Origin of the sequence: Micromonospora sp. NPDC049523 (assembly GCF_040676775.1) — a bacterium.
In the GTDB taxonomy this organism is placed as follows: Bacteria; Actinomycetota; Actinomycetes; order Mycobacteriales; family Micromonosporaceae; genus Micromonospora_G.
In genome coordinates, this window is sequence record NZ_JBFAPP010000017.1 from 16,138 (window position 1) to 29,479 (window position 13,342).

The following is a 13,342-nucleotide window of genomic DNA, read 5'->3' on the forward strand; positions in this document are numbered from 1 at the left end:
GAGAGAGTCTGTGCGGAAACCCCTGGCACTCACCGCGCTGCTCGCGGTGGCCCTGAGCACCGCCGCCTGCGCACCGTCGACCGGCACACCCACGGACAGCGCCGACGCCAAGACCGGCACGTTGCGGGTCTGGCTGTTCGACGAGGCGAACCGCGCCGCCAAGGAGGCGGTGGTGAAGGAGGCGGTCGCCGAGTTCACCGCCGCCCACTCCGGGGTGACGGTCGACGTCAGCTACCTGGCGACCGACACCCGGGCGGAGAAGTACAAGGGAGCGCTCAACGATCCGGCGAGCGCCCCGGACGTGACCGAGGTAGGCAACACCGACCTGGCCGGCTTTGTCGCCTCGAACGGCATGGCCGACGTCAGCGCCGACCTGAAGACCTGGCCCGAGGCCACCGACCTGCCCGCCGACCTGGTCAGCACGGTGACGGTCGGCGACAAGGCGTACGGCGTACCGTGGTGGATCGGCGTACGGGCGCTGTACTACCGCACCGACGTCTTCACCGAACTCGGCCTGACACCACCCACCTCGTACGCCGAACTGGTCACCACGGCGAAGAAGATCCGAGCCGAACGCAAGGACATGCTCGGCATCGCGGTCGGCGGGCTCTACGTCTTCGGCGCCCTGCCGTTCGTCTGGGATGCCGGTGGTGACATCGCCACGGGTTCCGCCGGCGGTTACACGGCCACCATCGACTCGGCCGCTTCCAAGGCCGGCATCACCGCGTACACCAGCCTGTTCGCCGACGACATCTGCCCGGCCCAGCAGTGCGTCGACCTGACCGGCGGCGGCACCGTCGAGGCGTTCGCCGCCGGCCGCGCCGGCATGGGCATCCTGGGCAACTTCAACCGCTCCGCGGTCGAGGCCGGCGCGGTCAAGGGCAGGTACGCCGTCGTACCGCTGCCCGGCGCGAAGCCCGGCTCGATCGCTCCCGCCTTCGCCGGTGGCAGCAGCCTGGGCGTCTTCCGCTCCACCGGCCACCGCAGCCTCGCGGTCGAGTTCATGCAACTGCTCGCCAGCCGCAAGTACACGCTGAAGCTCTACGACGCGATGGGCTTCGTGCCCGCGATGAAGTCCGCCCGGACCGAGGTCATCACGAAGGACCCGCAGCTCAAGCCGTTCGTCGACACGATGGAGGCCGGAACCAGGTTCGTGCCGGTGGACAAGGCCTGGACCACCATCGACGCCGAGAAGATCCTGCCGACCCTGCTCCAGAAGGTGATCACCAAACAGGCGACCGTGGACGCGGCGGCGGCCGAGGCGAACACCCGGATAACCGCGGCGCTCGGCAAATAATGACGGTCTCCGCAACGATCCGCCGGCAGCCGCTGACCCCACTGTGGCTGCTGCTGCCGGCGCTCGCCGTACTGGTGCCGATGTTCGCGTACCCGCTCTACCAACTGGGCCTGCTCTCCCTGTTCGAGTACGGGCAACCGCAGGTGAGCGGGGGCGAACCGGCCCGGTTCGTGGGCGTCGGCAACTTCCGGGCGCTGTTCGACGACCCGACGTTCTGGACCGTACTCGGCCAGACCGTGGTCTTCGCGACCGGCTGCGTGGTGGTGACACTCGCGGTCGGCGCGGCGCTGGCCGTACTGCTGACCCGGATCGGCCGGGTCGCGCGGGCGGCGCTGTCGTTCGCCGCACTGACCGCCTGGGCCGCACCGGCGATGACCGGCTCGGTGGTCTGGTCGTTCCTGTTCGACAGCAACCTCGGCCTGGTCAACGAGGTGCTCGGGCTCGACGGCTACAACTGGTTCTACGACCGCAGCGTGGCGTTCGCGCTGGTCGGTGCCGTGGTGGTCTGGCACTCGTTCCCGTTCGTCATGATCACCCTGTACGCCGGCATCCAGGCGGTCCCCGCCTCGGTGCTGGAGGCCGCCGCACTGGACGGCGCGAGCGCGTTCACCACGTTCCGCCGGGTCACCGCGCCGATCCTGCGACCGCTGATCATCATCGTGGTGATCCAGTCGATCATCTGGGATTTCAAGGTGTTCACCCAGATCTACGTGATGACCGGTGGCGGTGGCATCGCCGGGCAGAACCTGGTGCTCAACGTGTACGCGTACCAGAAGGCCTTCGCCTCGTCCCAGTACGGCCTCGGCTCCGCGATCGGCATCGTGATGACGGTGATCCTGCTCGTGGTGACCCTGTTCTACCTGCGGGCGCTGCGCCGTACCGGGGAGGTCCTGTGATCCGCCGCCGGGTCGCGGACGCCGTCGCGATCGTGGTCGCGGCCGTGACGGTGTTCCCGATCTACTGGATGGTGCTGTCGGCGCTCAAGCCGACCGGCGAGATCCGGTCCGCCGATCCCCGACCCTGGACCCTGCACCCCACCCTGGAACACTTCGGTTCCGCGCTGGGCGTCAGCGGGTTCGGGCGCTACTTCCTCAACAGCGCGGTGGTCGCGCTGACCGTGGTCGCGCTGAGCGCGCTGATCTCGTTCCTGGCCGCGGTCGCGCTGACCCGCTACCGGTTCCGCACCCGGACCACCATCCTGGTGTTGTTCCTGGTCGCGCAGATGGTGCCGGTGGAGGCGCTGAGCATCCCGCTCTTCTTCCAGATCCGCGACCTCGGCCGTACGGTGCCCGGCGTCGGGCTGAACACGCTCGGCTCGCTGATCCTGGTGCAGCTGGCGTTCAGCCTGCCGTTCGCGATCTGGATGCTGCGCGGTTTTGTCGCGGCGGTGCCGCAGGAGATCGAGGAGGCGGCCACCCTCGACGGCGCCGGCCGCTTCACGATCCTGTGGCGGATCCTGTTCCCCCTGGTCGCACCCGGTCTGGCGGCGACCGGGGTGTTCTCCTTCATCACCGCGTGGAACGACTTCCTGTTCGCCAAGACGTTCATCATCAGCGCCACCGAGAACCAGACCCTGCCGGCCGCGCTGCTGGTGTTCTTCAAACCGGACGAGAACGACTGGGGCGGGATCATGGCCGCCTCCACCCTGATGACCATCCCGGTGCTGGTCTTCTTCATCCTGGTCCGGCGTCGGCTGGTCTCCGGGCTCGGCGGGGCGGTGAAGGACTGATGCTTCCGCTGCCGGTCCACGCCCGTACCCTCGCCGGCTCGTTCACCCTCACCGAGGCCACGACGATCGGCTGGGAACCGGCCTGCGCCGGGGTCGGCCGCTGGCTGACCGGGGCGCTGTCCCGCCCGACCGGACTTCCGCTGCCGACGGCCGCCGACGCCGCCATCCACCTCGCCGTCGACACCGCCCTGCACCACGAGGGATACCACCTTCGGGTACGCCCCGACCAGGTCACCATCACCGGCGGCTCCCCCGCTGGGGTCTTCTACGGAGCCCAGAGCCTGCGACAGCTACTGCCGCCCGCGGTCTACCGCCATGCGCCGGTTACCACCGGGCCGTGGACCGTGCCCGCCGTGGAGATCTCCGACCGGCCGCGTTTCGGCTGGCGGGGCTGCATGCTCGACGTGGCCCGGCACTTCATGCCGGTCGCCGGTGTGCTGCGCCTGATCGACCTGCTCGCCGTACACAAGCTCAACGTGCTGCACCTGCACCTGACCGACGACCAGGGCTGGCGGCTGCAGATCCGGCGCTATCCCCGGCTGACCGAGGTCGGCGGGTGGCGGCACGAGTCGATGATCGGGTCCCGCCAACACGAGCGCTTCAACGGCCGCCCGCACGGCGGCTACTACAGCCAGGACGACATCCGCGAGATCGTCGCGTACGCGGCCGAGCGGTTCGTCACCGTGGTACCCGAGGTCGACCTGCCCGGCCACACCCAGGCGGCCATCGCGGCGTACCCCGAGTTGGGCAACAACCCCGACGAACCGGTACGCGTCTCGACCCGCTGGGGTGTCTCGCGGCGCGTACTCAACGTCTCCGACGAGACCGTCTCGTTCTTCCGGCACGTGCTGGACGAGGTGATGGAACTCTTCCCCAGCAGGCACATCGGCATCGGCGGCGACGAGTGCAGCAAGGACGAGTGGCGGGCCAGCCCGACCGCCCGGCACCGCATGCGCGAACTCGGCCTGCGCGACGCCGACGAGTTGCAGAGCTGGTTCGTGGCGCAGTTCCAGCGTCACCTGAGCGCGAACGGCCGTACCCTGTTCGGCTGGGACGAGATCCTGGAGGGTCACCTGCCGGCCGGTGCGACGGTGGCCGCCTGGCGCGGCCCCGCGCTGGCCGTCGCGGCGGCGCGTGCCGGCCACGACGTGGTCGCCTGCTGGGACAGTTCCGCCTACCTGGACTACCGTCAGTCCGACGACCCGGAGGAACCGATCCCGGTCGGTACGGTGCTCACCGTCGCCGACGTGCGCGCCTTCGACCCGGAACCGGCCGCACTCCCGGCCGAGCTTCGGCACCGCGTCCTCGGCGCGCAGTGCAACATCTGGACCGAGCACGCCGACCAAGCGCGGGCGGTCGACTACCTGGCCTTCCCGCGCCTGTCGGCGTTCGCCGAGGCGATCTGGTCTCCGGCGAGTCAGCCACCCTGGAACGGTTTCGACCAGCGGCTCGGGGAGCACCTGGGGCGCCTCGACGCGCTGGGCGTCGAGTACCGGCCGCCCGGCGGGCCACAACCCTGGCAGCGGCGACCGGATGCACCTGGCTGGCCGCGTACCCGCACCGACCGCGATGCCGAACTCAGCGCGCTCACCGAAAACGTGCTGCCGCCGACAGACGGGTGACGGGCTGAGCGTCGGCTCCGGTGACACGGGCCTGACGCCGGGCGGCGGCCAGACCGACCCGATCGGAGGGCACGGCCCTGGCCATACATCGGCCACCATGGATGCATGTGGCGCCCTTTCCTTCGCTGTGGCGCCGTACGGGGAAGTGAGAAATCCATGGTCGAGACCCGCCACCGAACACCCCGAACCGCCCGCCGCCCCGGCCGCGTACCGATGTCCCTGCTGGTAGCCGTCGCCGCGGCCGCGACGCTGGTCCTCCCGGTCGCCACGGCTCGGGCCGCCGCGGCCGACACCCAGCCGCCAACCGTGCCCGGCCCGATCGAGATCGTCGACCTCGGCACCACGTCGGTCACCCTGACCTGGGTCCCCTCGACCGACGACGTCGGCGTCCAGCAGTACGTGGTGTACCACCGCGAAACCGACATGATTTTCAGCGAGAGCACGCCGACGAACAGCATCACCTGGTCCGGGCTACAGCCGTCCCGGACCTACTACTTCAGCGTCGCCGCCCGGGACGCGGCGGGCAACAGGTCACCGAGTACCGCCGAGTTCAGGGTCACCATGGCACCGGGCGACGCCCAGCCGCCGACGGTGCCGGGGCCGGCGGTCGTGACCAACCTGGCGGACACGTCGTTGACCCTGTCCTGGGGTCGCTCCACCGACAACATCACCCTGGGCAGGTACGAGGTGCTCTCCCTCACCCCCGCCGGCATCGAGGTGCTGGCCGTCGTCCCGCAGGTGGTGCCGTACGGGCCACGGACCACCACCACGGTGTACGGGCTGACCCCCGACACCTCGTACGCCCTTGCCGTACGGGCCGGTGACGAGGCGGGCAACTACTCGGCGCCCTCGGATTCGGTGACCGTGACCACCCTGCCCCCGGACCGTACGCCGCCGACCGCGCCCGGCACACCGGTGGCGGCGACGCTCAGCCCGAGCGAGGTCATGCTCACCTGGGACCCGTCGACGGACGTGGGCGGTGTGGTCCGCTACATCGTCTTCGACCAGGCCGCGCCCGGTGGACCGGCGGAGGTTGGTCGCGCCTCCACCAACTGGGACTACATCCCCCTGGTGTCGGGGCGGTCGTACACCTTCGTTGTCTACGCGGAGGACACCGCCGGCAACCGGTCGGGCGGCTCCGAGCCCTTCACCCTCACCGCACCCGACGAACCGCCAGCGACCTGCCGGGTGGAGTACCGGATCCTCGGACAGTGGCCGGGCGCCTTCCAGGCCGAGGTGACGGTGCACAACCTCACCCCGTCGGTGGTCGACGGTTGGACCCTCCACTGGATCTTCCCGGCCACCGGCCAGGGCGTACGCCAGATCTGGAACGCGGTGGCCGACCCGCAGACCGACGCCACCCTGACCGTACGCAACGCCCACTGGAACGGCCGGATCGCGCCGAACGGCAGCGCGGCGTTCGGCTTCGTCGGCTCCCGGGCCGGCGACAATCCCGCACCCGAGATGGTCACTCTCAACGGCACCCGCTGCGACTTCACCTCGGCCTGAGAATCGCGGACCCCTTCCGGTCGCCGTCGGCACCGGAGGGGGCCCAGCGGCCGACCGATCAGCGCGGGCCGGAACGCGCGAGGCGGAACCCCACGTCGTCGATCTGGTACGTCGGGTGGCTGCGCCGCCGCACCGAGGCGCGGCAGCTCCAGTGCTCGTCGAACCACCCGCCACCGCGCAGCACCCGGTAGGTGCCGTAGACCTCGGCGTCGTAGATGTCCCAACACCAGTCCCAGACGTTGCCCAGCATGTCGTAGAAGCCCCAGGCGTTGGGACGCTTGCCGCCGACGTCGTGGATCCGCTCGTCCGAGTTGCCGCGGTACCAGGCGATCTCGTCGAGCGGCCCGTAACGTGGGCCGGTCGTGCCGGCGCGGCAGGCGTACTCCCATTCGGCCTCGGTCGGCAGCCGATACCCGTCGGCGGTGCGGTCCCACTCGATGCTCTCGTCGTCGCCGTCGCCGCCGGCTTGGAACCGGTACGCCGACGCCAACCCCTCACGCTGCGACAGGGCGTTGCAGAACCGGACCGCGTCCCACCAGGTGACCTCCTCGACCGGCAGCCGATCCCCCGCTGTGCGCCCCGGTCGCTCACCGGTGACCAGCGCGTACTGGGCCTGGGTGACCGGGAACGCCGCGAGCTGGTACGGCGCGAGCTCGACCGGCCAGCTACGCTGGGTACGCCGGTCCGACAGGGTCACCCGTCCCGCCGGGATGTCCACCATCGCCGTCCCCACGTCCGCGTCCATGGGATGCGACCCTACCGGTCAGCGTTCCCCGGGAGCGCGGGCATTGCGCTGTTCCGGCCTGGTCGGCCCCACCTTGCGCTCGATGCGCAGCTCCCGTTCGAGATCGGCCACCAGATCCCGCAGGTCGTCGAGGCGCTGGGCGATCGCGATGCGGTCGACCTCGTCCGGTACGCCGTCGCCGTCCTCGTCGTAGCCGTCGGCCAGGCGCTCGGTCGCCTCCAACCGACGCGCCTCCTCCATCGAGTTGACGATGACGGCGATGAGGATGTTGAGCAGGAGGTTCGCGGTGATCAGTACGTAGCTCACGTAGTAGACCAGGGTCCAGGGCGACACCTCGATGCCCTGCGCGATCAGGTCCGGCAGGTTCTCCTGGGAGAGGAGCACGAAGAGGGTGAGCAACGCCCGCCCGATCGTGCCGTACTGCTCGGGTTGCTCCTTGGCGAAGATCAACCAACCGGCCATGCCGTAGACGTACAGGGTGACCATGGCGAGGGCGAGGAAACCACCGACGCCAGGGAGACTGCGCAGCAGCGCGGTCACGATCGTGCGGAGCCCCGGCGAGAAGCGCACCAGTCGCAGAACCCGCGCGATGCGTATCACGCGCAGGGCGGTGGTGTCGCCGTGCAGGCCGGGGACGAACACCGCCGCGATGACCACGAAATCGAAGACGTTCCAGCCCTGGCGGAAGAAGTCCAGCGGTCGGCGGCCGTACGCCAGCACCCGAATCACGATCTCGAGTACGAAGACGCCGCGGAAGAACCATTCCAACGCATGCAGCAGCGGCCCGGCCGACCCCAGGTGCTCGTACGTCTCGATGCCGAGCACGACGGCGTTGGCCCCGATCACGACGATGATCACCACGTCGAAAGCCCGTGACTCGGCGATCCGCGTACATCGACGCGCCAGCGGCGAGGGTTGGGGCGGAGATCCCACCGGGACGGCCCGCTGGGTAGGCACCGACCGTCCGGTCACAACTTGTACGGGACCGAGGAGCGGCAGCCACCGCGAGCGACGCGGTCGTGGGTACGCGCTCTCCCATCATCGACACCGCTCGGGTCCGATCCGACGGGACGCGACACGGCACGGTACTTCGGCTCGGCTGATCTCATTTGTGGATGGTAGCCACGCGACCCGACCACCGGTCGCCGTCAGCCAGCCATGCCAGCGGTTCACCCAGGTCACCGCCGCACGACGGCTGACTTGGTGGCGTTTCGGGGTAATTCGCACCCATCGGTTGCCGTAGATATTGACAGACCGGTCATCTGTTCGCAACATATGGGAGAGCGCTCTCCAACGTGGCACCCGCGCCACCGGTTCCCTCGACGGCACCGGCGACGCGTGCCCCCGCACGCCGTCGCGACCCCCCGCCTGCGACGGCTCCCGTCCAATCCTGGGAGTTCCGTTGAGAACACCACACGCACCCAGAACCCGGCTCCGGCGACTCACCACCCCGTACGGCGTCGCCGGGGTCATCATGTCCATGCTCGTCGCGTCCATGCTCGTCGGCGCGATCGAACTCCAGGCTGCCGGCGCTGCCGTCGGCACCCCGCTCTCGCAGGGCCGACCGGCGCTTGCCTCCTCGACCGAACTCGGCGAGTCACCGGCAGCGGCGGCGTTCGACGGCAACGGCACCACCCGCTGGGGCAGCTCCTGGAGCGATCCGCAGTGGCTCCGGGTGGACCTCGGCGCAACCGCCACCATCTCCGAGGTGGTCCTGCAGTGGGAGGCCGCGTACGCCAGGGCGTTCCAGATCCAGACCTCACCCGACAGCAACATCTGGACCACCATCTACAGCACCACCAACGCCACCGGCGGCACGCAGAACCTCACCGTCTCCGGCAGCGGACGCTACGTCCGGATGTACGGTACCCAGCGCGGCACCGGCTACGGCTACTCGCTGTACGAGTTCAAGGTCTACGGCACGCTGAGCACCACTCCCCCGCCGACGGGCGGCCCCGGTTACGTACCGGCCAATCCGCCGGTCACCGGCGTGGTGCCGTCCACGGCGACGCCGCCGCCGACGAACCCGCCGACGACCCACCACGAGTTCCAGGCGAACTGCTCGGTGAGCCGCAGCAACCTCAACGACGACCCGATCGTGTTCTTCGGGCTGCCCGGCGCGTCGCACTCGCACACCTTCATGGGCAACACCACCACCAACGCCAACACCACCCTGCCGTCGTTGCAGGCCGGAGGCACCTCCTGCATCACACCGGGCGACAAGACCGGCTACTGGATGCCGACGCTCTACAACGGCGACGTGGCCGTCCAGCCGGTCGGCCGCCAGGTGATCTACTACAAGAGCGGGGTCATCGACTACCGCAGCGTCCGACCGTTCCCCGCCGGCCTGCGGTACGTCGTCGGCAGCCCGTCGGCCACGCTGGACGACTTCCGCAACTCACCCGGCGCCGTCGAGGGCTTCGAGTGTGGCGACAGCGTCCGCAACTGGGACATCCCGGCGAACTGTGTCGCCGGCAGTCAGCTCAATCTCCGCTTCCAAGCCCCTAGCTGCTGGGACGGCCGGTACCTGGACACCCCGGACCACAAGTCGCACATGGCCTACCCGGTCATCGGGGTCTGCCCGTCGTCGCACCCGGTGGCCGTACCGATGATCGAGTTCAAGATGGCCTGGCCGGTCAGCGGCAACATGGCCAACGTCCGCTTCGCCAGCGGGCGCGGATACTCGTTCCACTACGACGTCTACAACGCGTGGGACCCGCCCACCCTGGCCGCGCTCTCGTCGCACTGCATCAACGGCGGCCTGCAGTGTGACCCCCGAGGCTTCGACCAGTACAAGCCGAACCGAGGTGCGGCGCTCAACGAGAACTACGTCCTGCCGTAGTGCGAACACCGGGGCCGGTCCACCGCTGATCGACCCTGGCATCGTCAAACGGATGCGTCTCGCCGGTGCCCGGCAGCGGGCACCGGCGAGACGAACAGTCCCGAACGAACCCGAACACCGTGGTACGCCGTGGTGCCGTCGCCCGCTGGATACGGTCTGGTTTCGACGGACCGAGGAGGACGGCGGTGACCGAGCGCCCCGCGACGTACGCGCAGGTGTTTGCCGTACGCGAGTACCGGTACCTGTTCGGGGCGTACCTGTTGTCCCTGCTCGGCGACCAGCTCACGGCGATCACGGTCGCGTACCTCGTCTACACCGGCACCGGCTCGGCGGCGCTGGCGGCGGCGGCCTTCGGCAGTTCCTACCTGGCCTGGCTCACCGGCGGCCCGCTGCTGTCCGGCCTCGCCGACCGGGTGCCCCGCCGTCGACTGATGATCGGCTGCGACCTGGCCCGGGCGCTGCTCATCCCGCTGGCGGCGCTGCCCGACCTCGGTGCGCCCGCCCTGGTCGCGCTGCTGTTCGTGGTGAACCTGCTGCGGCCGCCGTTCGTGGCCGCACGGGCCGCGCTGATGCCCGAGGTGCTCGACGGTGACCGCTACCCGGTGGCGAACGGCGTCGACAACATCAGCGCCCAGATCGTCCAGGTGGTCGGCTTCGCCGCCGGGGGAAGCCTGGTCGCGGTGCTGTCGCTGCGGGGTGCGCTGCTGGTCGACGCCGCGACGTTCCTGGTCTCCGCGCTGCTCATCCTCGTCGGCGTACGCGCCCGCCCGGTGCCCACCCGACCGACCGGTCCGGGACGGCTCGACTCCACCACCGGACTGCGGGTCATCTTCACCGACCACCGGCTGCGCGCGTACGTGCTCGTGCTCTGGCTGGCCAGCGCGTTCACGTACGCCGCCGAGGGCCTGATGGCACCGCTGGCCGTCCAGTACGGCGGCGGGCCGGGCACGGTCGGACTCCTGCTGGCGGCGGCACCGCTGGGCATGGCGGTCGGCGGGGTGGCCTTCACCCGGTTCTGTCCACCGGACGTGCGTCCCCGGCTCGTCCTGCCGCTGGCGGCGTCGTCCGGCACGGTCCTGGTCGTCGTCTGGACCTCGCCGCCACTGTGGGCGGTGCTGGCCCTGCTCGTGCTGGCCGGTGCCGGCAGTGCCTTCGCCATCCCGCTGAACGCGCTGTTCGGCCGGGCCGTACCGAGCGAGTACCGCGGGCGGGCCTTCGGCGTCGCGATCACCGGACTGGCCGGGTTGCAGGGCCTGGCCATACTCCTCGCCGGTCTGGCCGCCGATCACTGGGCCCCGACGACGGTGATCGGGGTCAGTGGCCTGCTCGGTGCCGTCGCGGTGCTCGCCCTGGTTCCGCTCTGGCCACGGCGAGCACCGACCACGGAGGTGCCCGGTGCGCCTCTCGAACAACCTCGAACGACCTCGACCGCCGCCGAGCCTTCCGCCGAACCGGCCCACCAGTCGACTCTGGGATGACGGGGCGGGTACGGGACCGCCTCCCGCGAAGGAGAGGAGATGCTCATGCGCAGCGTTTGCAAGCGTGGAATCAGCTGGACCTGATCCTCGTACTCGGAGCGTCGCCCCGAGGTCATCCCGCCCCGGGGCGGCGCGCCGGTCACGGTTCCCGACTGCCTTCGTCCCCCACCGAAAGGTGGCTCTCCGGGTGGGCGTCGCCGCCCGCCGTCGTGTGCAATTCGTTGCAGTGGACACCGACCGAAGTACCGTGCCAGCCCCGATTCCGGACGTCGACCCGACGGCCGCGTCGAGTGCCGCGCAGTACGTCGCACTCCTGCGCCAGGTCCGGGACCAGTCGGGTCTCGCCTACCGCGTGATCGCACGACGGGCCCGGGCCAACGGTGACGTCCTGCCGGCCAGCACCCTCGCCACCATGTTCGGGCGGGCGACGTTGCCCCGCCGGGAGTTGGTGGTGGCGCTGCTGCGGGCCTGCGACGTGCCGGCGACCCGGATGACAACCTGGTTGACGGCCTGGCAGCGCCTGGCCGCCGACCGCGATGTGCGTCCGAACCCGCTCCGGCTGCTCCCACCGGCCGAGTCTGCTGCCCTGGTCGACTCGCCTCCCCGGGTGGCCGGCGGGGTTCCGTTCCAACTGCCACCGCCACCGATGGTGATCGTGGGTCGTGGCGACGAAACTCGACGGTTGCTCGGCACGATGGGCGGCGACGGTGCGGTGTGTCTCGTGGCGGGAGCCGGCGGTGTCGGCAAGTCCGCGCTCGTACTGCACCTCGCGCACCGGGTCGCCGCGCGGTATCCCGGTGGTTGCCTCTATGTCGACCTGCACGGCGCCAGCGCCGGGATCGCACCGACCGAGCCCGCGGAGGTGCTGGCCCGCTTCCTGCGCGCGCTGGGCGCGCCCACCGTTCCGCCCTCGGTGGAGGAGGCGAGCACCCTGCTGCGGACCATGACCGCCGCGGGTGGCGTACTGATGGTCCTCGACAATGCCGCGTCGGCCGCGCAGGTACGTCCGCTGCTGCTCAGCGGTGCGGGCTGCACCACCGTGGTGACCAGCAGGTGGATGCTGCTCGACCTGGACGCGACCGCCCGGATCTCGCTCGACCCGCTTCCGGACGGCGTCGCGCTCGACCTGCTGCGGCGGATCGGCGGCGCACGCCTCGACGCGGAACCCGCGGCCGCGGCGACGATCGTACGTCGCTGCGGCGGCCTGCCGTTGGCGTTGCGGATCGTGGGAGCCCGCGCGGCGGCGCGACCGAACGCGAGCCTGGTCGGGCTCGCCGATCGGATCGACGACGAGCACCGGCGTCTCGACGTGTTCGAGGCCGGGGACCTTTCCGTACGCGCCAGCCTGCACCTGGGCTACCGGGCGTTCGACGAGTCCGAACAGCACGAGCGTCGGTTGGCGGCCCACCTGTTCCGGCTCGCCAGCCTGCCGGACTGGTCCGACGCCTCGGCGCCGGCCGTCGCCGCCCTGGTGGACCTGCCGCTGCCGCAGGTCGAGCGGATGCTCGAACAGCTCCTGGACGCGCACCTGCTGGAGCCGTCCGGCGACGTGCGGTACGGATTCCACGACATCGTCCGCCTCTTCGCCCGAGAACGCGCCGAGGCGGTGGAACCGCCACCGGTACGTGCGGCCGCGCTGGCGCGTCTGACCGGGTACCTGTTCACCACGACCATGTCGGCGGCCCGACTCCTCCACCCGTACGACCGTTTCCCGGACCGCGACCCGGCGCGGCCGGACGGACCCGGCCACCCGCTCGACGGCACGGCGGACGCCTGGGCCTGGTTCGAACGCGAACACACCAACCTGCTGGTCGTCGCCCGGCAGCGGCTGGCCGCCGGGCACGATCCCGCCGAGGTACGCGACCTCGTGCTGGTCGTCATCGAATTCCTCCACCACGCGGGGTACGTCACCGAGCAGGTGCGGTTCGGCGACCTGGGGGGCGAGGCGGCTCGCGCCCGGCAGGCGCTGGCCGTCTGCCGGGAGTTCGACCACCGACGTGGCATGGGGCTCGCCCAGCAGGTACTGGGTGACGTCCACGCAGCCCTTGGGCGTAACGGCGACGCGGAACGTGTGGACGGGGCGGCGCGGGACCGCACTGCCTCATAGGCTGCGCCGGGCC

General features: G+C 70.5%; 10 protein-coding genes. 8 read left to right on the forward strand and 2 right to left on the reverse strand.

Annotation, left to right across the window (positions count from 1 at the left end; translation table 11 throughout):
- Positions 1-10 precede the first annotated feature (10 nt).
- From AB0J90_RS24720 to AB0J90_RS24740, 5 genes are all read left to right on the forward strand, one after another.
- A complete protein-coding gene (locus AB0J90_RS24720) occupies positions 11-1,297 on the forward strand; it encodes an extracellular solute-binding protein (RefSeq protein WP_363599556.1) in 1,287 nt (428 codons plus the stop codon).
- A complete protein-coding gene (locus tag AB0J90_RS24725) occupies positions 1,297-2,193 on the forward strand; it encodes a sugar ABC transporter permease (protein WP_363599558.1) in 897 nt (298 codons plus the stop codon). The genes AB0J90_RS24720 and AB0J90_RS24725 overlap by 1 nt, the downstream gene beginning before the upstream one ends.
- Entirely contained in the window at positions 2,193-3,026 is an 834-nt protein-coding gene (locus AB0J90_RS24730) for a carbohydrate ABC transporter permease (RefSeq protein ID WP_363599747.1), read from the forward strand. The genes AB0J90_RS24725 and AB0J90_RS24730 overlap by 1 nt, the downstream gene beginning before the upstream one ends.
- Positions 3,026-4,648: a beta-N-acetylhexosaminidase gene (locus AB0J90_RS24735; protein WP_363599560.1), complete on the forward strand. Its 1,623-nt coding sequence runs from the start codon at positions 3,026-3,028 to the stop codon at positions 4,646-4,648. The genes AB0J90_RS24730 and AB0J90_RS24735 overlap by 1 nt, the downstream gene beginning before the upstream one ends.
- 156 nt (positions 4,649-4,804) lie before the next feature.
- Positions 4,805-6,157 carry a cellulose binding domain-containing protein gene (locus AB0J90_RS24740; RefSeq protein ID WP_363599562.1) on the forward strand — a complete coding sequence of 451 codons (1,353 nt, stop codon included), beginning with the start codon at positions 4,805-4,807 and terminating at the stop codon, positions 6,155-6,157.
- A gap of 58 nt (positions 6,158-6,215) precedes the next feature.
- On the opposite strand, the gene AB0J90_RS24745 is transcribed toward AB0J90_RS24740, so the two are convergent.
- Positions 6,216-6,902 carry a formylglycine-generating enzyme family protein gene (locus AB0J90_RS24745; RefSeq protein WP_363599564.1) on the reverse strand — a complete coding sequence of 229 codons (687 nt, stop codon included), beginning with the start codon at positions 6,900-6,902 and terminating at the stop codon, positions 6,216-6,218.
- An 18-nt stretch (positions 6,903-6,920) separates the two neighbouring features.
- Positions 6,921-7,763, reverse strand: a complete 843-nt coding sequence (locus AB0J90_RS24750; RefSeq protein ID WP_363599566.1) for an ion transporter — start codon at positions 7,761-7,763, stop codon at positions 6,921-6,923.
- Between the two features lie 634 nt (positions 7,764-8,397).
- Between AB0J90_RS24750 and AB0J90_RS24755 the strand changes: the two genes are divergently transcribed.
- The 3 genes from AB0J90_RS24755 (at position 8,398) to AB0J90_RS24765 (ending at position 13,329) form a co-directional block, all read left to right on the forward strand.
- On the forward strand, positions 8,398-9,744 hold the full coding sequence (locus tag AB0J90_RS24755) for a DUF1996 domain-containing protein (RefSeq protein ID WP_363599749.1): 1,347 nt from the start codon (positions 8,398-8,400) through the stop codon (positions 9,742-9,744).
- Positions 9,745-9,929: 185 nt separating this feature from the next.
- Entirely contained in the window at positions 9,930-11,222 is a 1,293-nt protein-coding gene (locus AB0J90_RS24760; protein WP_363599568.1) for an MFS transporter, read from the forward strand.
- A gap of 247 nt (positions 11,223-11,469) precedes the next feature.
- Positions 11,470-13,329, forward strand: coding sequence for a hypothetical protein (locus AB0J90_RS24765; protein WP_363599570.1), 1,860 nt, complete (start codon positions 11,470-11,472; stop codon positions 13,327-13,329).
- Positions 13,330-13,342: the final 13 nt, after the last annotated feature.